We start from the raw sequence: 23,103 nt of genomic DNA on the forward strand, positions 1-23,103 counted from the left end.
TTTTCACGGCCGACATGACGACGGGCCGCTCGACCGGGCGGCCCGTCGTCTTTTGGCGGGCAACGAACGCGCGTTGCCGGAATCAGCCGGCCTGCGCGAGCCGCTCCGGCGACGCGCGCATTGCTTCCATCATCCAGCGCAGCGTGTCGTCGAGCGGCGTCACGGGCAGTTCGCCCACCGCGCGCCGCAGCTTGTCGCGCGACCCGCTCAGGCTCTTTACTTCGTTGTGCCGCACGAAGCGCGGATCGATCGTCACGTCGATCACGTAGCCGGCGATCCGCGACAGCATCGCGAGCACTTCCTTCAGCGAATACGCGCGCTCCGAGCAGACGTTGAACGTCTCGCCGGCCGGTGCCGCTTCGAGCAGCTTCAGGTAGGCGGCCGTCACGTCGCGGACGTCGGAGAAGTCGCGGCTCACGTCGAGATTGCCGAGCGAGATGCGCGGCGCGTTGCGCGCATAGTGCGACACGAGCTTCGGCAGCAGATACGCGTCGTCCTGGCCGACGCCGGTGTAGTTGAACGGCCGCGCGATCACGATCGGCAGCCGGTCGGCCCACAGTTTCGCCGCGTATTCCATTGCGAGCTTGCTGACCGCGTAGTCGTTCGCGGGCGCGGGCGCGACGGTCTCGTCGAGCACGCCGGCCGTCGAGTTGCCGTAGATGTTCGCGCTGCTGGCGAGCAGTACCGCCGACGGACGGCGATCGAGGCCCGCGAGTGCAGCCAGCAGGTTGCGCGTGCCGACGATGTTGACCGCGTAGGTTTGCGACGGTTCGTCCTGCGCGACATGTGCGCGCGCGGCGAGATGCACGACCGCATCGGGCCGCGCATCGGCGGCTGCCGCACGCATCGCGTTCGTGTCGAGCAGGTCGACCGGCAGCAGCGTGCAGTTCGCGAACGCCGGATCGTCCGGCCGCGCCGCGCCGGGTGCGATGGTGCCCCACACGTCGTAGCCGGCCGCTTCGAGGCGCTGCGCCATGTAGCGGCCGGTGAAGCCCGTCAGGCCCGTGACGAATGCACGGCGCGACGGACGTCCGGCTTCAGTACGTGTCATGGTGTCGATTCCGCGTCAGATCCGCTTCGACCATCATCTGGCAGAGCTGTTCGAGCGTCGTCTCCGGCGCCCAGCCCAGCTTGGATTTGGCCTTGTCGGCGCAGCCGATCAGCAGGTCGACTTCGGCGGGGCGGTAGAACTTCGGGTTCACTTCGACGAGCACGTTGCCGGTCGACGCATCGAGGCCGCGTTCCTGCTCGCCCTTGCCGGTCCACTCGATCTGGTAGCCGGCGGCCGCGAACGCCATCCGCACGAAGTCGCGCACGGTCTCGGTGCGGTTGGTCGCGAGCACGTAGGTGTCGGGCTCGTCGACCTGCAGCATCCGCCACATCCCTTCGACGTATTCGAGCGCGAAGCCCCAGTCGCGCTTCGCGTCGAGGTTGCCGAGCTCGAGCTTGGTCGCCTTGCCGAGCTTGATCTTCGCGACGGTGTCGGTGATCTTGCGCGTGACGAACTCGCGGCCGCGCAGTGGCGACTCGTGGTTGAACAGGATGCCGCTGCAGCCGAACAGGTCGTAGGACTCGCGGTAGTTCACGGTCATCCAGTGCGCGTACAGCTTCGCGACGCCGTACGGGCTGCGCGGGTAGAACGCGGTCGTTTCCGTCTGCGGGATCGCCTGCACCTTGCCGAACATCTCGGACGTCGACGCCTGGTAGAAGCGCGTCTTCGGGCTCACGACGCGGATCGCCTCGAGCAGGTTCAGCGGGCCGATGCCCGTGACTTCGGCGGTCGTCGCCGGCTGGTCGAACGACACGCCGACGAAGCTCTGTGCGGCCAGGTTGTACAGCTCGTCGGGCTGGGTGCGTTCGAGCAGCCGCAGGCTGGAGCCGGCATCCGTCAGGTCGTGCTCGACGAGCGACAGGTTCGGGTGCGTGTCGACGCCGAGTTCGGCGATGCGCCAGAAGTTCACCGAGCTGGTGCGGCGGTAGGTGCCCGTGACCTCGTAGCCCTTGTCGAGCAGCAGCTTGGTCAGGTAGGCGCCGTCCTGCCCCGTGATCCCCGTGATGATGGCCTTCTTGCGGTTTTGGCTCATGGCAATGTCCTGGTCGAAACGATGGATTGAGAAAGTCAGGCGGTCGTGCGCGCGGCGGCGGGCACCGTGCTGCGTGCGGGGCCGCGTGTCAGGCGCCGCTCGAAGCCGTACCAGCTCAGGGTGGCGTACACGAGCGTGATGGCGAGTGCGAGCGCGGCCGTGACGAAGCGGTTCAGGTGCAACGGCCACAGCGCGTACAGCACGCTCAGGTGAATCAGGTAGACGGTGTAGCTGACGGTGCCGACGTACACGAGCAACGGGTTCGTCAGCACGCGCTGCACGAGGCCGCGTCCGCGCAGTGCGATCACGACGATCGACGTGCACAGCAGCAGCGAGATGCTGTAGAGCGCGGCATTCGACATCGGCGTGTTCGCCGCGCGGAAGCGCGGGAACGATAGGTGCAGCCAGCCGAGGATCGCGAGCGACACGAGCGCGCCGACGATCGCGAGCGGATAGAACGGCTCGAGCGCGCGCCGGTCGCGGCGCAGCACGATCGCGAGCAGCGCGCCCGCGGCGAGCAGGTCCATCCGGAACGGCGTCAAGTAGTAGATCGGCCAGAACGAATCGAACCACGGCGTCGCGATCGCGCGCAGCACGGGCGCGGCGACGATCAGCGCGGCGGCGACCCACAGCAGCACGCGCTCCGAGCACCACAGCACGACGAACGGCCAGAAGATGTAGAACTGCTCCTCGACGGCGAGCGACCACAGCACGTTCAGGCTGTCGTGACCGATGCTGCCGAGCGACAGCCCGATGTTGGTCGAGAAGAACGCGAACCACGGCCAGTGCGGCAGCCAGCTCGCGCCGAACAGCAGCGTCGACACGACGAGCAGCAGCACGTACGGCGGCAGGATCCGGCGCACGCGGCGCGCGTAGAAGTGGCTGAAGTACGACTGCCCGCGCGCCTTGCGATCGAGCAGGATGCCGGTGATCAGCAGGCCGCTGAGCACGAAGAACAGGTCGACACCCATCCACAGCGGCGCCTTCAGCGCGTGCTGCAGGAACACGGCGCCGACGGCGATCGCGCGCAGCCCGTCGAGCTGCACGATGCGGCCGTGTTGCGGCGGGGCGAGGTCGGCGGTGCGCGAGATGCCCGTCATCGCGCCGCTCCTTCGCGACGCGCAGCCGATGCCGTGGCGCGCCGCGCATCCGATGCGTGAACGTAATGCATGCGTTTAAAGGGAAATATTGAGTCGAAATCGATTCTAGGGAAAAGAAATCGGCAAAAAAACGCATGTCATTTATCCGGCTGAAAACATTCAAATGCCGGTCGTTTCAATCACGACATGAAAGGTTTGCAGGCCAGATGCCCGTCGGGCGGGCCGGAGCGGCATTTTCTACGGATCGTTGCGTGAAAAGCGGTCGTTATTTCCGCTTCGCCCGGCCTATTTTCTGCTGTTCCGGTTCGATATTTCAAGCAGAAACATCCCCAAATATTTCCAAATTTCTTGTGATTATTTTTGCTTGTAACCTGCCTCGCGACGTTTGAAACCCACACGCGACAGGTCATCCGGGCAGGCAGCACGCCGCGGTGCAGGTCGCTTCCGTATCGAGTCTGGAGAGCGCATTTGCGACGTCTGATTCTGGTTGGCATGACGGTATGCGCGGCGCTGTCCGCGAGCGCCGCTCTGGCTGAAACCGTGTTGCCCGCGACCACATCGTGGATCGGCAACACGTTCGGCTATGGCGACGGCAGCTGGACGCAGATCGACATCCGCGCGATCGCGGTGACGCCCGACGGCAAGGTGTATACGAACGCGCCGTGGGACGAGAGCGGCGCCGAGGCGAGCGTCTACCAGGACGGGAAGATGCTCGGCTTCGCCGGCGGCACGCACGGCTGGGGCAACCTCGGCGGCAACGCGGTCGCGGTGAACAGCAAATATGCGTACGTCGCGATCGGCGTCGGCAACGAGCGCGGCCATCTGCAGTCGCCCGGCATCTGGCCGGACAAGGGCAAGCAGTGGTACGGCATCTCGCGGCGCGCGATCGGCGACATGAAGCAGCCGGCGCCGTTTCGCGCGGCGCCGCAGGTCGCGCCCGGCGGGCGTGCCGATGCCGGCCGTGCGCGGATGGCCGCGAGCTTCATGATGATGAACGAGGTGGCGGCGCCCGCGCGGTCGGAGGTGGGCGAGCTGAAGGCGGAAGTGGGCGGCCTCGCGGCCGACGACAAGACGCTGTTCGCGACGAATCCGGCGCATGACGAAGTCGACGTGTACGACGCCGAGACGATGCAGAAGAAGGGCACGTGGAATGCGCACGAGCCGGGCCGCATCGCGCTCGCTGGCGACGGCACGCTGTGGCTGCTCATCGATACGATCAACGGGCCCGCGCATCTCGTGCACGTGCGCGCTGACGGCCGCAAGCTCGACGACGCGCCCGCGCTGCCCGACGGCACCGAAGCGGTGGACGTGGCAGTCGATGCGAAAGGACGCGTGCTGGTGGCGGACAACGGTCCGCGCCAGCAGGTGCTGATCTTCTCGAAAGGCGGCAAGGGCTATGCGCCGTCCAGCACGCTCGGCGAGCGCGGCGGCATTTTCGCGGGTCCGGTGCCGGGCCGCCCCGGGCCGCAGCGCTTCAACGGGCTGACGGGCGTGGGCGTCGATCGCGCGGGCAACGTGTACGTGTCGATGAACGGCATCGGACCGCGTCACGACACGATCGGCGCGGGGCTTGGCGCGGTGCTCGAGAGCTATACGCCGGAGGGCAAGCTGCGCTGGCAGGTGCAGGGGCTCTTGTTCGTCGACGGCGCATGGCTCGACCCCGCGCGGCCGAACAGCGTGTACACGGGCAACAAGCGCTTCGAGCTCGACCTGTCGAAGCCGCCCGGCCAGGACTGGAAATACGCCGGCTTCCTGTCGAACCGCTTCAAGTATCCGGACGATCCCGTGTTCCACACGGACCAGTATCCCGGCATGCCGTTCGCGCGGCGCGTCGACGGCCGCACGTTCCTGTACCTGACCGACATGTATGCCGATCACCTGAAGATCTACCGCTTCGATGCGAAGCGCGACGGCGAGGTCGCGATTCCGTCGGGCCTGATCGCGGGCCGCGCGCGGCCGGTCGACAAGGTGCCGAACAAGCCGCCAGGCGGCGACTGGATCTGGCGCGACGCGAACGGCAACGGCCGGCTCGACGCGGACGAATTCACGATCAACACGACCGGCAAGGCAAAAGCGGGCGGCTGGGGCTGGTGGGTCGACACGAAGGGTGACATCTGGCGCACGAGCGACGTGCGCGGGATCCATCGCTTCGGCTACGGCGGCGTCGACAAGGCCGGCAACCCGATCTACTCGTACGACAAGGTCACGACCTATCCGATGCCGCAGCCGTTCACGCAGCTGCGCCGCGCGATCTACGAACCGCAGACGGACACGCTGTACGTGACGGGCTACACGGCCGACGCGCCTCCGCAGCCGGGCATCAACAAGGAAGTCGGACGCGTGCTGGTGCGCTTCGACAAGTGGTCGACCGGCTCGCCGGTGGTCCGCTACAAGGTCGCGCTGCCGTGGCAGCTCGACGCGAAGCCGATCCTCGACCTCATCGGGATCACGGTCGAGGGCCGCTACATCTTCACGGTGGAGCCGGTCGGCAAGATCCACGTGTACGACAAGGAATCCGGCAAGGAAGTCGGCGTAATGAGCCCGGGCGCGGAGGTCGGCAAGGCGTCGGGCTGGGTCGACGTGCCGTTCGGCATCAGCGCGTTCCGGCGCGAGAACGGCGAATACCTGGTGTTCGTCGAGGAAGACGCACGCGGCAAGGTGCTCATGTACCGCTGGAAACCGTAACAGGCCCATGGGCAAAAGCATGGACAAAGGCATACTCAAGAACGTTTCGATCAACTTCATCGGGCTGATCCTGCCGACCTTCGTGTCGCTGGTCACGGTGCCCGCGTATATCCACGCGCTGGGCGTCGAACGCTACGGTGTCGTCAGTCTCGTGTGGACGCTGATCGGCTATTTCGGGATCCTCGATCTCGGGATGAGCATGGCCGCGCAGAACCACATCTCGAAGGCGCTCGCGAGCGGCGACGCGGACGAAAGCGCGCGTGTCTTCTGGAGCGCGTTCTGGCTGAACCTCGGCACCGGCATCGCCGGCGGCCTGCTGATCTATTTCGGCGCGTTCGTCTACACCGCGTATTTCACGAAGGTGTCGGCGGCGATGCAGCACGAGGTGTATCTCGCGCTGCCGTGGCTCGCGCTCGCGATTCCGCTCGCGAACGTGTCGTGGGTGTTTGCCGGCGCGATCAACGGCGCCGAGCGGTTCGGCGTGTTCAACACGAACCAGACGATCGGCACGTTCCTGTTCCAGCTGCTGCCGCTTGGCGCCGCGTGGTGGATCGCGCCGAACCTGCAGACGGTGCTGGCCGCGGCGGTCGTCGCGCGGCTGATCGCGGCGGTGATGCTCGGTCACGCGAGCATCAAGGTGCTCGGGATCCGGCACATCGACCCGCCGCAATGGGGCACCGCGAAAGGACTGTTCAACTTCGGCGGCTGGATGCTGATCGCGAGCACGGCGAGCATGATCGCCGACACGCTCGATCGCGTGATGCTCGGCGCCGGCATGGGCGCGAAGTTCGTCACCTACTACACGGTGCCGCAGAACCTCGTCACGCGCCTGAACATGCTGCCGAACGCGCTGGTGCGCACGCTGTTCCCGCGCCTGTCGGCGGTCGGCCGCGATCACGCGGATACGCTCGCGCGCCAGTCGCTCGAATTCCTGAACGGCGTGTTCACGCCGGTCGGCATCGTCGCGATCTTCGCGCTCGCGCCGTTCCTCACGCTGTGGGTCGGCCCCGATCTCGCCGCGCATTCGGCGCCGGTCGGCCGCGTGCTGGTGATCAGCGTGTGGCTCGTCGGCCAGGCGAGCGTCACGCGGATCCTGATCCAGTCGCAGGTCAATCCGGCCCGCGCGGCGTTCGCCGGGCTCATCGAGATGCCGTTCTTCGTCGGCGGCCTGTGGTTCGGCATTCATCACTTCGGGCTGATCGGCGCGGCCGTGGTCGTCGCGACGCGCGCGCTGGTCGACTACGGCGTGCTGCTTTACCTGTCGGCGATCCGGATGCGCGCCATCGTGCTCGACATGCTCGCGCATCTCGCCTTCCTGCTCGCGAGCCTGTTTCTCGCGCAAGCGTGGTCGGGGCTCGGCGAGTCGATCGGTCTTTGCGCGGTCGTGCTGGTGCTGAACCTTGCGTGGTCGCTCACGATGACGCCGGGACTGCGCGCGCTCGTGCGCGACCTGTTCGTCCGTCTCAATGCGAGGAAAACGATATGAATCGCGATCTGGCGGAACACGCCATCCTGAACATCGCCACGGCCGATGCCGCCGTGGCCGAAGCCGACGCCGCCGCCGCGCTGCGCCGGACCGAATCGGCCGGGCAGGCGGGTGCGCGCGATGCGGCGCGCCCGCTGCGCGTGGCGATCGTCCATGACTGGCTCGTCACGTATGCGGGCGCCGAGCGCGTGCTCGAACAGATCGTCGCGTGCTTTCCCGACGCGGACCTGTTCAGCCTCGTCGATTTTCTCGACGATCGCGCGTTCGTACGCGGCAAGCCGGTGACGACCTCGTTCATCCAGAAACTGCCGTTCGCGCGCACCAAGTACCGCAGCTACCTGCCGCTGATGCCGCTCGCGATCGAGCAGCTCGACGTGTCGGACTACGACCTCGTGATCTCCAGCAGCCATGCCGTTGCGAAAGGCGTGCTGACGGGGCCGGACCAGATGCACATCAGCTACGTGCATTCGCCGATCCGCTATGCATGGGACCTGCAACACCAGTATCTGGAACAGTCGAACCTCACGCACGGGCCGAAATCGCTGCTCGCGCGGATGATCCTGCACTACATCCGCAACTGGGACACGCGCACCGCGAACGCGGTGGACGGCTTCGTCGCGAACTCCGCGTTCATCGCGCGACGCATCCGCAAGGTGTATCACCGCGACGCGGCGGTGATCTTCCCGCCGGTCGACGTGGACGGCTTCTCGCTGAACGAGATGAAGGACGATTTCTACCTGACCGCGTCGCGGATGGTGCCGTACAAGAAGATCGACCTGATCGTCGAGGCGTTCTCGCGCACGCCGGAGCGCAAGCTCGTCGTGATCGGCGACGGCCCGGAGATGCAGAAGATCCGCGCGAAGGCCGGCCCGAACGTCGAGATCATGGGCTACCAGCCGTTTGCGGTGCTGCACGACCGGATGCGCCGCGCTAAGGCGTTCGTGTTTGCGGCCGAGGAGGATTTCGGGATTTCGGTGGTCGAGGCGCAGGCGTGCGGCACGCCCGTGATCGCGTACGGCAAGGGCGGCGCGCTCGAGACCGTGCTCGAGCCGCACTCGCACGCGAACCCGACCGGGCTGTTCTTCGAAGAACAGACGCCGCACGCGATCGTCGCGGCGGTCGACGATTTCGAGCGCGCGCCGCAGCGCTTCACGCCGCACGCGTGCCGCGCGAACGCGGAGCGCTTCTCCGCCGACACGTTCCGGCGGCGCTTTCTCGACTATGTGGAGGCGGCACTGCCCGGCTCGACCGCGCAGCGCGGCACGGCCGTCGCGCCGATGCCGGCCGCGCGCGGCCCGGCGACGCTCGTGCTGGACCAGAGCGGCGTGCTCGGCGGCGCGGAACTGTCGCTGCTGGAAATCATGAAGCACATGCGTGCGAACGCCGACGTGCTGCTGTTCGACGACGGCCCGTTTCGCGCGGCGCTCGACGAGATCGGCGCGCGCGTGGACGTGCTCGACCAGGGCGAGCTCGCCGGCGTGCGCAAGCAGGGCGGCGTGTCGGCCGGCGCATTGAAGCGGCTCGTCGGCATGGTGCGCGACGTCGCACGGCGTGCACGCCGCGCCGAGGTGATCTACGCGAATACGCAGCGTGCGATGGTGGTCGCGGCGCTGGCCGGGCGGCTCGCGCGCAAGCCGGTGGTCTGGCACCTGCGCGACATCGTCAGCGGCGACCACTTCGGCAGCAAGCAGCTGATGGCGATCAAGTACTGCGCGCGGTTCGGCGTCACGCGCGTGATCGCGAACTCGGATGCATCCGCGCAGGCGTTCCGCGCGCTGACGGGCTTCACGCCGCAGCACGTCGACGTCGTGTTCAACGGCATTTCGGCCGAACCGTTCGACGCGCTGGACAATGCCAGCCAGGCCGCGCTGCGCGCGCGCTTCGGGTTGCCCGAGCAGGGATGGCTGGTCGGGTCGTTCAGCCGCCTCGCGCACTGGAAGGGGCAGCACCTGCTGCTGGAGGCAGCGGCACGCCATCCGGACATGCACGTGGTGCTGGTCGGCGCGCCGCTGTTCGGCGAGGATGAATACGCGGCGCAGCTGCACGAGATCGTTGCGCGTCACGGGATGGACGACCGCGTCCATTTCCTCGGGTTCCAGCGCGACGTGGCCGCGTGCATGAAGGCGGTCGACGTGGTCGCGCATACGTCGATCACGCCCGAGCCGTTCGGGCGGGTGATCGTCGAGGGGATGCTCGCGCGGCGGCCGGTGGTCGCGGCCCGCGCGGGCGGGGTCGTCGAGATCATCGAGGACGGTGACAACGGGCTGCTCTGCGAGCCGGGCGACGCGGCCGCGCTGGCCGATGCGCTGGGCAGGTTGAAGCACGACGCGGCGCTGCGCGAGCGGCTCGTCGCGAGCGGGCGGGCGACCGCGGTGCGCCGGTTCGGCACCGAAACCTATGTGGAGCGGGTCGAGAAGATCCTCGCGGATACGGCGAAGGCTGCAAAGGCGAAGAAACGGTAGGCGCGGCGCGAACCGACGCGCCATGCGCCGGGAAACGAGCCCTCATGCGGTGTTGTGCTGCATGAGGGCTTTGCTTTTGGATGGGCGGGCGCCAAGTCGCGCGGTCGGGCGAGGGGCGTCTGGATGGGCCGATGATGCGTTGGGGCACGGCGCACGGCGTACGAAGCACGAAGCACGAAGCACGAAGCACGAAGCACGAAGCACGAAGCACGAAGCACGAAGCACGAAGCACGAAGCACGAAGCACGAAGCACGAAGCACGAAGCGTGGCCGCCGACCGGGCCGGAATTGCTCGACGGAACGCCATGAGCGGCGCCGTGCGGTCATGCCGTGAGCTGGCGAGGGGGCGGGCGATGCCGACGATAGAGCCGCCGCCGGGACGGCCGCTACGCCCGACTTGCCTGCTGCCGTACCGGGTGCCTGCCGCCTCGCGGCACGCAAACGGATCCCCGCGCCCGTCCCGCCCATGAAAATGCCCCCGCGCAGCGTGACGCCGGGCGGGGGCAGGGAGCGCGGGAACGGTGCCGCTCAGACAGCCCGTTCGGGTGCCGGTGCGACGACGCGAGCGGTGCGCGTCGGTTTCAGGCTCGCCGACCACATCATCGCGGGGCGTTCGAACAGCCGGTAGAACACGTAGGCGACCGGAATCGCGGCGGCCATGAACGCGAACGACGGCCAGATCGACAGTTGCAGCTCGGAATGAAACAGCACCGAGCCGAGGCAGACGAACAGCGGCAGGTGGACGAGGTACAGCGAATAGCTGAAGTCACCGAACCAGCCGAGCACGCGCAGCAGCGGCGTCGGGCGCGGCGGGCAGGCTAGCGCACGGTACAGGAAGCACGCGAAGCCGGCCGCCCACAGCTGGAACGCGCCGTACTGGCCGAAATGGAACGCGCCGCAGCCCGCGGCCAGCAGCACGGCGGCCGCGAGGTACCACGCGCGCGACGGCACGGCGGCCGGGTCGCGCGCCGGCTGCGCGCGCACGTCGGCGATCCACGCGCCGATCGTCCAGGACAGCCAGTACGACGTGAAGAACTGCAGATCGTGCCGTTCGAGCAGCCAGGCCGACGCGACGTTGACGAGCGCGACGGCCGCGACGATCGCCGGCATCCCGATGCGCCGGCGCAACGCGAACAGCAGCGGGTAGACCGCATAGAACTGCACTTCGAGCGACAGCGTCCACAGTGCGCCGTTCGACCCGTACGTGTAGCCGGCGACGCCCTGCAGCGAGAACAGGTTCACGAGGAACGCGGTGAGGCCGACATCGCGGATCTTGTGGCTGACGGGCGCGATCTGCAGGCTGACCGCGTCCATCGCGAGCGTGAACAGCAACGCAGCGAGCAGCACCGGGTAGATGCGGGCAAAGCGGCGCGCCCAGAAGTTCGGCGCGTCGAGCCGGTACGCGGGGTTGGCCGCAAGCTTGAGCGCCGCGTTGCGGTGGATGCAATAGCCGCTGATCACGAAGAAGATCGGCACGCCCGCAGACCCCCACGCGAACGGGAAGGTCAGATAGCCGACGATCGCGCTCGGGTCGAGCGCATGACCGTAAGCGCGATGGAAGCTCTGCATGCCGACCCAGACGACCTGGCGGCAATGGAAATAGGCGACGAGCAGCGCCGCGAACCCGCGCATCGCGTCGATCACGTGTTCCTTGTGGTCGGCGACGGGCGGCGCGGTCAAAGACGATCCGCTGAAAGCTTGCATGCGATTCGATTCCTTGCGACGGATGAAGGGGATGGTCCAATCGTAATGCGCAAGAATTCGATCGAATGAATAAAAAAATCTGACCGCGAAATAATGATATTTCAGATAGTGGTTTTATTCCGGCGTGAAAGCGGTTTCGCAGGTACCGAAATTATTTGCCGATTTTTTTCTGATAGCTTGAGGCTTCCAGTTGATTGATGCAAGGAGCGGCAAGATGGACATGCATTGGATCGCGAGCGCGGCAGTACTGCTGGTCATGGCCGTGCTGTCGGCGTACCGCGAGGCGCTGAAGAACGAGCCGATTCGCCCGGGTCTCGAACGGGGCGGCGTCCCGTATATCGAGGAATTCGAATCGTAAGAATTTGTATCTGGAAAATCGGTAATTTGTTTCTGTTTCGGTAATCGGCTCGGCAATATCGACCGGTTTCGCGGATTATCTATTTTCCGGAAACATGGGCAATCGGTCCATATCGAAAAATGAGCGGAGTGGAATTGGCCGTACCGTCGATTCTCGATATGCCGTTCGGAAAACAATCGCGCCGGGTCGCAGGACGACGCGGCGCAGTCAACGCAATCAGGATGCGAACATGTTGAAAGTCACCAAGGCCGTGTTCCCCGTTGCCGGTCTCGGCACGCGGTTCCTCCCGGCAACGAAGGCGAGCCCGAAGGAAATGCTGCCCGTCGTCGACAAGCCGCTGATCCAGTACGCGGTCGAGGAAGCGATCAACGCCGGTATCACCGAGATGATCTTCGTGACCGGGCGCAGCAAGCGCGCGATCGAGGATCACTTCGACAAGTCGTACGAGATCGAGGCCGAACTCGAGGCGCGCGGCAAGGAAAAGCTGCTCGAGCTCGTGCGCGGCATCAAGCCGAGCCACGTGAACTGCTTCTACGTGCGCCAGCCGGAAGCGCTCGGCCTCGGCCATGCGGTGCTGTGCGCGGAGAAGCTCGTGCACGGCGAGCCGTTCGCGGTGATCCTCGCCGACGACCTGCTGCACGGCGAACAGCCGGTGCTCAAGCAGCTCGTCGACGTGTTCGACCACTATCACAGCTCGGTGATCGGGGTCGAGACGATCCCGCGCGAGGACAGCCGCTCGTATGGCGTCGTCGAAGGCCGCGAGTGGGAAGAGGACATCATCAAGCTGTCGGGCATCATCGAGAAGCCGGCGCCGGAAGACGCGCCGTCGAATCTCGGCGTGGTCGGCCGCTACGTGTTCATGCCGACGATCTTCGATCACCTGCGCAAGCTCAAGCCGGGTGCCGGCGGCGAACTGCAGCTGACCGACGCGGTCCAGTCGCTGCTCGCGAATGAGCAGGTGCTCGCGTATCGCTACTACGGGACGCGTTTCGATTGCGGCAGCAAGATCGGCTATCTCAAGGCGACCGTCGAGCTCGCGCTCCAGCATCCGGAAGTGAGTCGCGAATTCGAGGCGTACCTGCGTACCTGCCTGCCCGCGCTGGCTGCTGTCGCATAAGCAGACGCGCTGCTCCGCTGTTTCAGGTGGTGGTTGTTCCGTTGGCCCCGGCTGCCTTGTGCGCCGGGGCTTTTTTGCGTGTGGTCGAAGCCGCGGCGCGGGACGCCGGGTGATCAACGGCGTTGCATCCGGCGGGATCGAGCCGGTACGTGCGCGGCGAATTGGGCAGGCCACCACGCGGTGATGCGGTTTTCAGGTGCATCACCGCGGTGCGCGGGATGCCCGGCACCGTGGCGATGAAACCGGTGCCGGCGTGCCGGTTGCGTGCGGCACGATGAACGACGGTTGCGGTTGCGGTTGCGGTTGCGGTCGCGATAGCCGCCGTCGATGCCTGGTCAGCGTGTCGATTCGCAATGGACGTCGACGCGGCGCCACGATGCCGCAGCCGCACGTTCGTCCGCCGACGCGATGCGTGTTTCCGATGGACGAACGAGGCCGGCGGCCGCGTCGTTTCGGCACCGGGATTGCCGGCGCCAGCGCACGTTGTTCGGTGGCGTCGCGCCCGTGCCGATGTTCCGCTCAGCGCGGGGACGTGCTCGGCCGCGCGACGAAGTACCGCGCCAGCATCGCGGCGATCGGCTTCTTGAAGTCGAGCAGGCGTCTTTCCAGATAGCGCCACGACAGATGCGCAAGCAGCACGGCAAGTGCGAACTGCAGCAGTTCGGGCAGCGCTTCGCGCACGATTCCGGGCATCGGCACGTGCGCGAACAGCGCGGGCATCTCGCCGAAACGTGCCGGAATCAGGTTGTGGAACAGGTAGAAGCCGTAGCTGATCGTGCCGAGATAGACGAGCGGCGCCCAGTCGAGCAGCGCCACGGCCGGATGGTCGGGCTCGGTGACGATCCACAGCATCAGCGTGCCGAGCGACGCGGACAGCCCGAGATCCGCGAGCCCCGTGACGACGTCCGGCAGCGTCGTGAACGCGGGCAGCGCGAGGAAGAACACGACGCCGGCGGCGCCGAGCCAGCCGGGCGGAATGCGGCGGACGACGGCCGGGCCGCGATCGGCCAGCGCCATCGCACCGACGCCGCCCAGCGCGATCAGTGCGAAGTTCCACGGCGAAAACGCGTAGATCAGCACCGGCGATGCGTCGGCCGCGTAGAGCACGAGATGCGCGAGCGCGCACAGCGCGACGGCCGCGACGCCGAGCGCGACGTGGCGCGCGGCCGGCACCGCGAGCAGCGTGAGCGGCGCAATCAGATAGAACTGCTGCTCAACCGCGAGGCTCCAGAAGTGCGACGTGGAGCCCGGCCAGCCGTCCTTGACGACGCCGATCCAGTAGTTCGACAGGAACGCGGCGTGCCACGCGAGCCCGAGATTGACGCCGCGCTGGTAGAACAGCGCGTGCGCGATCGCGAGCGCGGCGAGCAGCAGGTAGTAGACGGGAAAGATCCGCAGCGCGCGCTTCGCGAGGAACAGCGCCAGCGCGTGACGGCGCGTCATCGTGCCGCGCTCGATCGCCTGACGGTTGCGATGCAGCTCGCCGACGATCAGGAATCCGCTGATGAAGAAAAACGTCCACACACCGAGCTTGCCCACGTCGACAGCGAGGACGTGGCCCTTGTGGGACAGGAAAACGAGGATGACGGCGATGGCTCGCAGGCCGTCGAGTCCTTTGACGTATCTGACTTCGCGCATGGAGGCATCCGGGGCACTGAGCGAGGTCAGTATAGGTGCGCAAATATCGAACGTAATTCGCGTTCGGACGTATACGTAAAGGCGTTTTTCGATGCTCGCGCGTCGGTGAAGTCGGTCGTGCGCAACAAAACCTGCGGGAAACCCCGCGAAAACGCATAAAAGTACTGCACGAAGCGTCACGGCGCTTGTAGAATCCGGCGTTGAAGCGCGCGCGTTGCACGCTTCGTGTATCCAACGACCACACCTGGTAGGAGAAACATGGCGACTTCCGCAAAAAAGGTGGCCAAGAAGGCTGCCGCACCGGCCACCAAGAAAGTGGCTGCCAAAAAGGCTGCGCCCGCGAAGAAAGTAGTGGCCAAGAAAGCTGTCGCGAAGGCAGCACCGGCCGCTCCGACGCCGCTGAAGGACAAGTTCACGAAGGCATCGCTCGCAACGCACATCGCTGAGCGTGCAGCTGTCGAAGTGAAGGCGGTCAAGGCAGTGCTCGTCGCACTCGAGAACGTCGTGCTGGGCTCGGTTCACAAGAAGGGCGCAGGCGAGTTCACGCTGCCGGGTCTGCTGAAGATCACGGCACAAGTCGTGCCGGCGAAGAAGAAGCGCTTCGGCAAGGATCCGTTCACGGGCGAAGAGCGCTGGTTCCCGGCAAAGCCGGCCAGCGTGCGCGTGAAGGCACGTGCGCTGAAGAAGCTGAAGGACGCGGCTGCGTAATGCCGCGCAACGGTTGCCGAATGCAAGTCGGCGACCGTTGCGATGTCCGACGATCCCCGTACGCGAAAGCGTACGGGGATTTTTATTGCGCTGCGCAAATCGCGCGGCGACGACGTTGTGCAGCGAGCAGGCGGCATGATGTGATGCGCATCCGGTGTCGCGGGCCAAACGTGCGAACGGCCGGGTCGCCGCGTTCGATCCGGCGCGCGACCTTGCAACGCAGCGTGTCGCGCATTCGTCGCGCGGGTCTCGTGTCATGAACGCAGCGATCGTTCCCGGCGAGATCGCCGACCAGGTGAGCGCCGCGTGCGCCGTGATCGAACGGCATCTCGGCGCAACGCTGCAGGCGATGCATCTGTTCGGCTCGGCGCTCGACGCGGGCTGAAACCGCGCAGCGATATCGACCTGCTGGTGACGGTTGCCGCATTGCCGGGCGACGCGGTGCGGCGTGCGCTGATGCTCGACTTGCTCGACGTGTCGGCGCCGCCGGGGAGCGCGGCGCACATGCGCGCGCTGGAAGTGACGGTCGTCGTGCGCGGCGACGTGGTTCCATGGTGTCATCCGACCCGGCGCGCGCTGCAGTTCGGCGAATGGCTGCGCGGCGATTTGCGCGCGGGCATCGTCGAGCCGCCATGCATCGATCACGATCTGGCGATTCTGTTGACGAAGGTGCGGCCGCACGACGTTGCGCTGCTCGGGCCGCGCGCGACCGAGTGGTTCGAGCCGGTGTCCGCGCGCGATTTCGTCGCCGCGCTTTTGGCCACCGTTGCGCAGTGGCATGCCGAGCCGGACTGGCGCGGCGACGAATGCAACGTCGTGCTGGCGCTCGCACGCATCTGGTACAGCGCCGCGACCGGCAGGATCGCGCCGAAGGACGTCGCCGCGACGTGGGTAACGGCGCGCCTGCCCGACGCGTACCAACTCGTCCTGTCGGCTGCGCGTACCGTCTATCTGCGCGGTGACGGCGACGATGCGCTGCTCTCCGGCGAACCGGTCGCCGCGTTCGTGCGCTACGCGCGACGAATCGTCGAAGCGATGCTGTCGGCGTAGCGGCGCGCGAACGGTCGCCGCCCGCGGTTGCGTAGTGGCGCGACGCAATCCCGTCGATGGATGCGGTCATGCGTGGACTGCACGCGCGCCACGAACGTGCCGCGGCGCCCCGCGAAGGACGTGCCGCCGTGGCTTCGTCAGCCCGCCGTGCCGTCGTACGCGGCCTTCAGCGCGGCGACGTCGAACTTCGTCATCTGCATCATGGCCGCGGCCACCCGCGCCGCCTTGACCTCGTCGCGGTCGGCCATCATCGGGATCAGTGCGTCCGGAACGATCTGCCACGACACGCCGTAGCGGTCCCGCAGCCAGCCGCAGCCGTCGGCCGTGCCGCCGTTGTCGAGCAGCGCGCTCCAGTAACGGTCGAGTTCGGCCTGGTCGGCGCAACTGATCATCAGCGAGATCGCGTGGTTGAACGTCTCGGTGCGCGGGTGGCTCATCGCGATGAACGGCTGCCCGAACAGTTCGAACTCGACCATCCGGGTGCCGTTGGTGCCGGACACCGCCGTGACGCGCACGACGCGCGAGTTCGGGAAAATGCCCGCATAGAAGGCTGCGGCTTCTTCGGCTTCCGTCGAGTACCAGAGGAACGGCGTGATCTTCTGAATCGTCATGGAGCGTCTCCTGTCAGCTGTCGGTGAGGGACGGGCAATCTGCATGCCGCCATCGATACGACGGACGAGGGGCGTCGAAATCGACATGTCGAAGCATACGTGCTTCACATGGGAGGGGCGCCGGATTCATCGACAGGGCGAGGTGCCCGACATGCCTGCAAACGTGCTTTCTGCGCGCGATAGGCGGCTCAGGCGCCGCTCCCGGCCGACTGCCGTATCTGAGAGTCCCGGCGCGGTCGTCGTCCGCCACGGCGCTGGCGGCCGCCGCCGGCAACGGACGAAAAAAAACCAGCCATGGCCGAAGCCGATGACTGGTTTTGCAGTTCGGCGGCATGGCGTCGAAGACGACATGCACACCGGAAACGTACTTCTTAGAACTTGTGGCGGATACCGACCGCGACCATTTCGGCCGAGCTCTTGCCAGCGAAGCCGTACGAAGCGATCGACGCTTGCGCGGTTTGCTGCACGCCGTCGACGAGCTGCGTGCCGCTTGCGTGCTGGTATGCGCCAACCAGGTAGAGGTCCGTGCGCTTCGACAGCGAGTAGTCCGCGCCGACACCGACCTGATGGTACTTCGCGGCCGTGTCGCCGCTTGCCTTCGTGTACGAATAGCCGAGGCCCAGCAGCAGCGGCGGCGTGACCTGGTACGTCACGAACGCGCGGCCCGTGTTGTACTTTTCGGTCGAACCGAAGCCCGAGAATGCGTCCGGCTTGTACTGTGCGTTGCTGTAGCCGAGACCGACCGTTACCGGGCCGATTGCGTACTGGCCTGCGACTTGCGCGATGGCGATCGACTTCGCCGTGTCGTAACCCGAGTTGATCGGGCCGTCGAAGATCGCGTCGGACGTCGTCGAACCCCAGCCTGCGCGGCCGACAGCCGTCGTCGGCGACGGGTTGGCTGCGTAGAAGTAGCCTGCTGCAACGCCGACCGGGCCGTTGTTGTATGCAGCTGCGACCGACCACGTCTGGCCCGAGCCCGTCTTGCCTGCGACGCCGCCGAGGGCGTACATGCCTTCGACCTGGAAGCCTGCCCAGACCGGCGACGTGTACTTGATTGCGTTGCTGACGCGCAGCGAGTTGTCGTTGTTGTCGACGTCGCCCGGCGTGGCCATCACGCTGCCGAAGTAGTTGTCAGCCGTGACTGCCTGGACCAGGTCGACCAGCGGGTCGTACTGGCGGCCGAGCGTCAGCGTACCGTACTGGTTGCTCTGGAGGCCGACGTATGCCTGGCGACCGAACATGCGACCACCTTGGTTCAGGTGACCCGTGCCCGGATCAAAACCGTTTTCCAACTGGAAGATCGCCTTCAGGCCACCGCCGAGGTCTTCAGCGCCTTTCAGGCCCCAACGGCTGCCTTGCAGGTTGCCCGACAGCATTTGCCACGAGTTGTTGGCCTGGCCGTCGTTGCCGTGAACCCATGCGATCGACGTGTCGATCACGCCGTACAGCGTCACGCTCGACTGGGCGTGAGCAGCACCGGCGGCGCCCAGCAGGGCGAGCGAGAGGGTCGAGAGAGCGAGTTTCTTCATCGTTGAGTATCTCCACGCAAATGATTCGTCATTCGTTATTTGTTGCGGAATGGAGAATAGCTCAGTGCCATACAGGCAAGAAAGCTTAAAAAATAAAGTGTCTCGAAAAGGTAACAGCGAGAAAAAGTTCATATAGATCAAGCACATCAAGAACTGTTCCTGTTTTTGAAATAGTTGACAATTGCTGCGCTGCGATTGTTGCGGTGGTTGTGGTGTTTGGCAACAGAAGGGCGGATTTCGCCGGTTGGAGCACGGAAATCGACGATGGCAAACGTTTGCCGTTGCGGCTTGCATCACGTGGTGATGCAAGCAAAGCATCAACACGCATGAACGCGAGACGGGGCGGGGTGGTTGCGAAAAGAAGCGCGGTCGCGTAGGACGACGATGCGGCACGCGCAATGCGCGGCCGCGCGAGGCAATCAGCTGTCGCGTGCGCGATCGGCGGCGCGATCCGTCTGCGCGGACACGGCCGCAACGTTGCCGGTGCGGCGATGTGCATCGCCGCGCGCAGCCGCGAATTCCGCGCCGAGCAGCAGCACGGCCGCCGAGAAGTACAGCCACATCAGCAGGACCGCGAACGATCCGGCCGCGCCGAACGCACTTGCCGTGCCCGCGTGCGCGAGATACAGCGCGAACAGCTTCTTGCCGCCGGAGAACAGGATCGCGGACACGATCCCGCCGATCACCGCGTCGTGCCATGCGACGCGCGCGTCCGGCAGGAACTTCATCAGCGCGGCGAACGCGCCTGCGAGCACCGCGATGCCGACGAAGAACTGCAGCAGGTTGGTGATCACGACGTACGGTGAATTGCCGAGCAGCCACGTGCCGATGAACGTGATCGCGGTGTCGAGCACGAGCGACACGATCAGCAGGAACGCGACGCCGAGCACGAGCCCGAACGAAATCAGCCGCACGCGCACGAGCCCGAGCATGCTCGACCAGCGGTTTTCCGTGCTCGGCCAGATCACGCTCAGCGCCGTGTTCAGCGACGCGAACGTCGCCGATGCGCCGAGTGCGAGCGCGGCGAACGAGATCAGCGTCGCGATGCCGCCGCGCTCGCCCGCGCGATGCGCGTTCTGCACGATCGTCTGGATGCTGGCCGCTGCGTCGTCGCCGATCAGCTGGTGTGCCTGCTCGAACACCTGGCCGCGCGCGGCGTCGTCGCCGTAGAACCAGCCGGCCACGGCGATCACCATCACGAGCGTCGGCGCGAGCGAGAACGCCGAGAAGAACGCGATGCTCGCGGCCATCGCCGAGCATCGGTCGGAGGAGAAACGCTTGAACGCGTTGAGTGCCCAGTTGGCCTGTTGTTGCGCGAGACGGGTAGCTTCGGACGTGATCTGTCGTTTCATGACGGTTCGGTTGCGTGCCGATCGCGGGATATCGGTGGATCGGGCAAATCAGTATTGATCAGAAGATTTCATCATAGTTGCGCTGGCTGTCTATAATCCTTTCAGTTTCACCTCACCCCACAAGCAGCCGAGACCATCATGCTACAAATGTCCCGGCGCCAGTTCCTGAAGGTGACGGCCACGTCGCTTGCCGGATCGAGTCTTGCCCTGATGGGCTTTTCTCCGACGGAAGCGCTCGCCGAAGTCCGACAGTACAAGCTGGCGCGCACAGTCGAAACGCGCAACACCTGTCCTTATTGTTCAGTGGGTTGCGGCATCCTGATGTACAGCCTCGGCGACGGTGCGAAGAATGCGCAGCCGAGCATCATCCATATCGAAGGCGATCCCGACCATCCCGTCAATCGCGGCACGCTGTGCCCGAAGGGCGCGAGCCTGATCGACTTCATCCACAGCCCGAACCGCCTGACGCATCCCGAATACCGGGCGCCGGGCTCGGACAAGTGGGAGCGTATCTCATGGGGCGATGCGCTCGACCGGATCGCGAAGCTGATGAAGGCCGACCGCGACGCGAACTTCGTCGAGACGGCGGAAGACGGCGCCAAGGTCAACCGCTGGCTGACCACCGGCATGCTGGCCGCGTCGGCGGGCAGCAACGAAGTCGGCTACCTGACGCACAAGGCTGTCCGCAGCCTCGGGATGCTCGCATTCGACAATCAGGCGCGTGTCTGACATGGCCCGACGGTGGCAGGTCTTGCCCCGACGTTTGGCCGTGGAGCGATGACGAACCATTGGGTCGACATCAAGAACGCGGACGTGATTCTCGCGATGGGCGGCAACGCAGCCGAGGCCCATCCGTGCGGTTTCAAGTGGGTAACGGAGGCGAAGGCGCACCGCAAGGCGCGGCTGATTGTCGTCGACCCGCGCTTCACGCGTACGGCCTCGGTGGCCGACTACTACGCGCCGATCCGCACCGGCACCGACATCGTCTTCCTGGGCGGCGTCATCAACTATCTGCTGACGAACGACAAGATCCAGCATGAGTACGTGAAGAACTACACGGACTTCTCGTTCATCGTGCGCGAGGATTTCGCGTTCAACGACGGCATTTATTCCGGCTACGACGCCGAGAAGCACGCGTACCCGGACAAATCGAGCTGGGACTACGAGCGCGGCGACGACGGCTTCGTGAAGGTCGACCCGACGCTGCAGCATCCGCGTTGCGTGTACAACCTGCTGAAGCAGCACTACGCGCGCTATACGCCGGACATGGTCCAGCAGACGTGCGGCACGCCGAAGGAGAAATTCCTGAAGGTGTGCGAGATGCTCGCGACCACCGCCGTTCCCGGCCGCGCCGGCACGATCCTGTACGCGCTCGGCTGGACGCACCACTCGGTCGGCGCGCAGATGATCCGCACCGGCGCGATGGTGCAACTGCTGCTCGGCAACATCGGCATCGCCGGCGGCGGGATGAACGCGCTGCGCGGCCACTCGAACATCCAGGGGTTGACCGACCTCGGGCTGATGTCGAACCTGCTGCCGGGCTACATGACGCTGCCGATGCAGGCCGAACAGGATTTCGACGGCTACATCAAGAAGCGCGTGCAACTGCCGCTGCGGCCGAACCAACTGAGCTACTGGAAGAACTACAAGGCCTTCCACGTCAGCTTCATGAAGTCGTGGTGGGGCGACGCGGCGACCGCCGAGAACAACTGGGCGTACGACTACCTGCCGAAGCTCGACAAGCAGTACGACCTGCTGCAGGCGATCGAGCTGATGAATGCCGGCAAGATGAACGGCTACATCTGCCAGGGCTTCAACCCGCTCGCGGCGGCACCGTCGAAGGTGAAGACGGCAGCCGGCCTCGCGAAGCTGAAGTGGCTCGTGATCATGGATCCGCTCGCGACCGAGACGTCCGAGTTCTGGAAGCATCACGGCGACTTCAACGATGTCGATGCGTCGAAGATCCAGACCGAGGTGTTCCGGCTGCCGACCACGTGTTTCGCGGAGGAAAACGGTTCGCTCGTCAGTTCGAGCCGCGTGCTGCAGTGGCACTGGAAGGGCGCGGAGCCGCCGGGCGAGGCGCGGAGCGATCTCGAGATCATGTCGGGGCTGTTCCTGCGCATGCGCAAGATGTACCAGACGGACGGCGGCAAGTATCCGGATCCGATCGTGAACCTGACGTGGCCGTACGCGAACCCGGAAAGCCCGACGCCCGAAGAACTCGCGATGGAGTTCAACGGGAAGGCGCTCGCCGACCTGCCCGATCCGAAGGATCCGACGAAGACGCTCGTGAAGAAGGGCGAGCAACTCGCCGCGTTCGCGCAACTGAAGGACGACGGCACGACCGCGAGCGGCTGCTGGATCTTCTGCGGCGCGTGGACGCAGGCGGGCAACCAGATGGGGCGGCGCGACAACTCCGACCCGACCGGCATCGGCCAGACGCTGAATTGGGCGTGGGCGTGGCCGGCCAATCGTCGGATCCTGTACAACCGCGCATCGTGCGACGTCGCCGGCAAGCCGTTCGACCCGACCCGCAAGCTGGTCGGCTGGAACGGCAGTGCGTGGAAGGGCGTCGACGTGCCGGATTTCAAGGTGGACGAACCGCCGGAGAATGGGATGGGGCCGTTCATCATGAACCCGGAAGGCGTCGCGCGCTTCTTCGCCCGCGCGGGGATGAACGAAGGCCCGTTCCCCGAGCACTACGAGCCGTTCGAGACGCCGCTTGCGGCGAACCCGCTGCACCCTGACAACCCGCAGGCGCTGAACAACCCGGCCGCCCGCGTGTTCCCGGACGACCGCGCGTCGTTCGGCAAGGTGTCGGAGTTCCCGCACGTCGCGACGACGTACCGGCTGACCGAGCATTTCCACTACTGGACCAAGCACGCGCGGCTGAACTCGATCATCCAGCCCGAGCAATTCGTCGAGATCGGCGAAGACCTCGCGAAGGAAGTCGGCGTCGCGCATGGCGAGCGCGTGAAGGTGTCGTCCAAGCGCGGCTACATCATCGCGGTCGCCCTCGTCACGAAGCGGATCAAGCCGCTGACGATCGAGGGCAAGAAGGTCCAGACGGTCGGCGTCCCGTTGCACTGGGGCTTCAAGGGTCTGACGAAGCCCGGCTATCTCGCCAACACCCTGACTCCGTCCGTCGGCGACGGCAACTCGTACACACCGGAATTCAAGTCGTTCCTGGTGAAGGTCGAAAAGGCGTAAGGGGGAAGAG

17 protein-coding genes and 1 pseudogene are annotated in these 23,103 nt (G+C 65.9%); 8 read left to right on the forward strand and 10 right to left on the reverse strand.

Annotated features, from left to right (window positions below):
• Positions 1 to 82 precede the first annotated feature (82 nt).
• From AC1Z3W_RS06210 to AC1Z3W_RS06220, 3 genes are read right to left on the reverse strand one after another with little or no spacing between them, the layout of a single operon-like run.
• Positions 83 to 1,051 (reverse strand): NAD-dependent epimerase/dehydratase family protein, encoded by a 969-nt coding sequence (locus tag AC1Z3W_RS06210; RefSeq protein WP_057923928.1) that lies wholly within the window; start codon positions 1,049 to 1,051, stop codon positions 83 to 85.
• Complete coding sequence (gene gmd / locus AC1Z3W_RS06215) at positions 1,038 to 2,084, reverse strand: GDP-mannose 4,6-dehydratase (protein WP_057923927.1); 1,047 nt, start codon at positions 2,082 to 2,084, stop codon at positions 1,038 to 1,040. The genes AC1Z3W_RS06210 and gmd overlap by 14 nt, the downstream gene beginning before the upstream one ends.
• A gap of 35 nt (positions 2,085 to 2,119) precedes the next feature.
• Entirely contained in the window at positions 2,120 to 3,184 is a 1,065-nt protein-coding gene (locus AC1Z3W_RS06220) for an acyltransferase family protein (protein ID WP_057923926.1), read from the reverse strand.
• Between the two features lie 492 nt (positions 3,185 to 3,676).
• On the opposite strand from AC1Z3W_RS06220, the gene AC1Z3W_RS06225 reads away from it, so the two are divergent.
• The 3 genes from AC1Z3W_RS06225 to AC1Z3W_RS06235 are packed head-to-tail and all read left to right on the forward strand — an operon-like array spanning position 3,677 to position 9,817.
• A complete protein-coding gene (locus AC1Z3W_RS06225) occupies positions 3,677 to 5,869 on the forward strand; it encodes an NHL repeat-containing protein (RefSeq protein ID WP_483507835.1) in 2,193 nt (730 codons plus the stop codon).
• A 19-nt stretch (positions 5,870 to 5,888) separates the two neighbouring features.
• Positions 5,889 to 7,355, forward strand: a complete 1,467-nt coding sequence (locus tag AC1Z3W_RS06230) for a flippase (RefSeq protein ID WP_057924139.1) — start codon at positions 5,889 to 5,891, stop codon at positions 7,353 to 7,355.
• Positions 7,352 to 9,817: a glycosyltransferase family 4 protein gene (locus tag AC1Z3W_RS06235; RefSeq protein ID WP_483507264.1), complete on the forward strand. Its 2,466-nt coding sequence runs from the start codon at positions 7,352 to 7,354 to the stop codon at positions 9,815 to 9,817. Before AC1Z3W_RS06230 ends, AC1Z3W_RS06235 begins: the two co-directional genes overlap by 4 nt.
• A 527-nt stretch (positions 9,818 to 10,344) precedes the next feature.
• On the opposite strand, the gene AC1Z3W_RS06240 is transcribed toward AC1Z3W_RS06235, so the two are convergent.
• A complete protein-coding gene (locus AC1Z3W_RS06240; protein WP_124832383.1) occupies positions 10,345 to 11,520 on the reverse strand; it encodes an acyltransferase family protein in 1,176 nt (391 codons plus the stop codon).
• A gap of 214 nt (positions 11,521 to 11,734) precedes the next feature.
• On the opposite strand from AC1Z3W_RS06240, the gene AC1Z3W_RS06245 reads away from it, so the two are divergent.
• On the forward strand, positions 11,735 to 11,878 hold the full coding sequence (locus AC1Z3W_RS06245; protein WP_006479318.1) for a hypothetical protein: 144 nt from the start codon (positions 11,735 to 11,737) through the stop codon (positions 11,876 to 11,878).
• A 229-nt stretch (positions 11,879 to 12,107) separates the two neighbouring features.
• Positions 12,108 to 12,995: a UTP--glucose-1-phosphate uridylyltransferase GalU gene (galU, locus tag AC1Z3W_RS06250; protein ID WP_011548079.1), complete on the forward strand. Its 888-nt coding sequence runs from the start codon at positions 12,108 to 12,110 to the stop codon at positions 12,993 to 12,995.
• 22 nt (positions 12,996 to 13,017) lie between these two features.
• On the opposite strand, the gene AC1Z3W_RS06255 is transcribed toward galU, so the two are convergent.
• Together AC1Z3W_RS06255 and AC1Z3W_RS06260 are read right to left on the reverse strand one after the other, a co-directional pair.
• Positions 13,018 to 13,386, reverse strand: coding sequence for a hypothetical protein (locus AC1Z3W_RS06255; RefSeq protein WP_483507265.1), 369 nt, complete (start codon positions 13,384 to 13,386; stop codon positions 13,018 to 13,020).
• 128 nt (positions 13,387 to 13,514) lie between these two features.
• A complete protein-coding gene (locus AC1Z3W_RS06260) occupies positions 13,515 to 14,633 on the reverse strand; it encodes an acyltransferase family protein (RefSeq protein ID WP_057923921.1) in 1,119 nt (372 codons plus the stop codon).
• A 258-nt stretch (positions 14,634 to 14,891) separates the two neighbouring features.
• On the opposite strand from AC1Z3W_RS06260, the gene AC1Z3W_RS06265 reads away from it, so the two are divergent.
• Entirely contained in the window at positions 14,892 to 15,341 is a 450-nt protein-coding gene (locus AC1Z3W_RS06265; protein ID WP_011548077.1) for an HU family DNA-binding protein, read from the forward strand.
• A gap of 256 nt (positions 15,342 to 15,597) precedes the next feature.
• A pseudogene (locus AC1Z3W_RS06270) lies at positions 15,598 to 16,391 on the forward strand (aminoglycoside adenylyltransferase family protein).
• Between the two features lie 137 nt (positions 16,392 to 16,528).
• Here the strand turns inward: AC1Z3W_RS06270 and AC1Z3W_RS06275 are convergent.
• The 4 genes from AC1Z3W_RS06275 to AC1Z3W_RS06290 all read right to left on the reverse strand — a co-directional run bounded on the left by AC1Z3W_RS06275 (position 16,529) and on the right by AC1Z3W_RS06290 (position 19,883).
• A complete protein-coding gene (locus AC1Z3W_RS06275; RefSeq protein ID WP_057923919.1) occupies positions 16,529 to 17,002 on the reverse strand; it encodes a VOC family protein in 474 nt (157 codons plus the stop codon).
• A gap of 371 nt (positions 17,003 to 17,373) precedes the next feature.
• Entirely contained in the window at positions 17,374 to 18,531 is a 1,158-nt protein-coding gene (locus tag AC1Z3W_RS06280; protein WP_057923918.1) for a porin, read from the reverse strand.
• 85 nt (positions 18,532 to 18,616) lie between these two features.
• Positions 18,617 to 18,859, reverse strand: coding sequence for a hypothetical protein (locus AC1Z3W_RS06285; RefSeq protein ID WP_141661742.1), 243 nt, complete (start codon positions 18,857 to 18,859; stop codon positions 18,617 to 18,619).
• Positions 18,860 to 18,950: 91 nt separating this feature from the next.
• Positions 18,951 to 19,883, reverse strand: a complete 933-nt coding sequence (locus AC1Z3W_RS06290) for a YihY/virulence factor BrkB family protein (protein ID WP_483507266.1) — start codon at positions 19,881 to 19,883, stop codon at positions 18,951 to 18,953.
• Between the two features lie 138 nt (positions 19,884 to 20,021).
• Between AC1Z3W_RS06290 and fdnG the strand changes: the two genes are divergently transcribed.
• Positions 20,022 to 23,093: a formate dehydrogenase-N subunit alpha gene (gene fdnG, locus AC1Z3W_RS06295; RefSeq protein ID WP_483507267.1), complete on the forward strand. Its 3,072-nt coding sequence runs from the start codon at positions 20,022 to 20,024 to the stop codon at positions 23,091 to 23,093.
• Positions 23,094 to 23,103 lie beyond the last annotated feature (10 nt).

The sequence above is a fragment of the Burkholderia sp. 10_S31 genome (assembly GCF_056930375.1).

Excerpts from the sequence above, each read along its gene's own strand:
- AC1Z3W_RS06210 (WP_057923928.1), bottom strand. The coding sequence starts at position 1,051 with ATGACACGTACTGAAGCCGGACGTCCGTCGCGCCGTGCATTCGTCACG.
- gmd (WP_057923927.1), bottom strand. The coding sequence starts at position 2,084 with ATGAGCCAAAACCGCAAGAAGGCCATCATCACGGGGATCACGGGGCAG.
- AC1Z3W_RS06220 (WP_057923926.1), bottom strand. The coding sequence starts at position 3,184 with ATGACGGGCATCTCGCGCACCGCCGACCTCGCCCCGCCGCAACACGGC.
- AC1Z3W_RS06225 (WP_483507835.1), top strand. The coding sequence starts at position 3,677 with ATGACGGTATGCGCGGCGCTGTCCGCGAGCGCCGCTCTGGCTGAAACC.
- AC1Z3W_RS06230 (WP_057924139.1), top strand. The coding sequence starts at position 5,889 with ATGGACAAAGGCATACTCAAGAACGTTTCGATCAACTTCATCGGGCTG.
- AC1Z3W_RS06235 (WP_483507264.1), top strand. The coding sequence starts at position 7,352 with ATGAATCGCGATCTGGCGGAACACGCCATCCTGAACATCGCCACGGCC.
- AC1Z3W_RS06240 (WP_124832383.1), bottom strand. The coding sequence starts at position 11,520 with ATGCAAGCTTTCAGCGGATCGTCTTTGACCGCGCCGCCCGTCGCCGAC.
- AC1Z3W_RS06245 (WP_006479318.1), top strand. The coding sequence starts at position 11,735 with ATGGACATGCATTGGATCGCGAGCGCGGCAGTACTGCTGGTCATGGCC.
- galU (WP_011548079.1), top strand. The coding sequence starts at position 12,108 with ATGTTGAAAGTCACCAAGGCCGTGTTCCCCGTTGCCGGTCTCGGCACG.
- AC1Z3W_RS06260 (WP_057923921.1), bottom strand. The coding sequence starts at position 14,633 with ATGCGCGAAGTCAGATACGTCAAAGGACTCGACGGCCTGCGAGCCATC.
- AC1Z3W_RS06265 (WP_011548077.1), top strand. The coding sequence starts at position 14,892 with ATGGCGACTTCCGCAAAAAAGGTGGCCAAGAAGGCTGCCGCACCGGCC.
- AC1Z3W_RS06275 (WP_057923919.1), bottom strand. The coding sequence starts at position 17,002 with ATGACGATTCAGAAGATCACGCCGTTCCTCTGGTACTCGACGGAAGCC.
- AC1Z3W_RS06280 (WP_057923918.1), bottom strand. The coding sequence starts at position 18,531 with ATGAAGAAACTCGCTCTCTCGACCCTCTCGCTCGCCCTGCTGGGCGCC.
- AC1Z3W_RS06285 (WP_141661742.1), bottom strand. The coding sequence starts at position 18,859 with ATGCGTGTTGATGCTTTGCTTGCATCACCACGTGATGCAAGCCGCAAC.
- AC1Z3W_RS06290 (WP_483507266.1), bottom strand. The coding sequence starts at position 19,883 with ATGAAACGACAGATCACGTCCGAAGCTACCCGTCTCGCGCAACAACAG.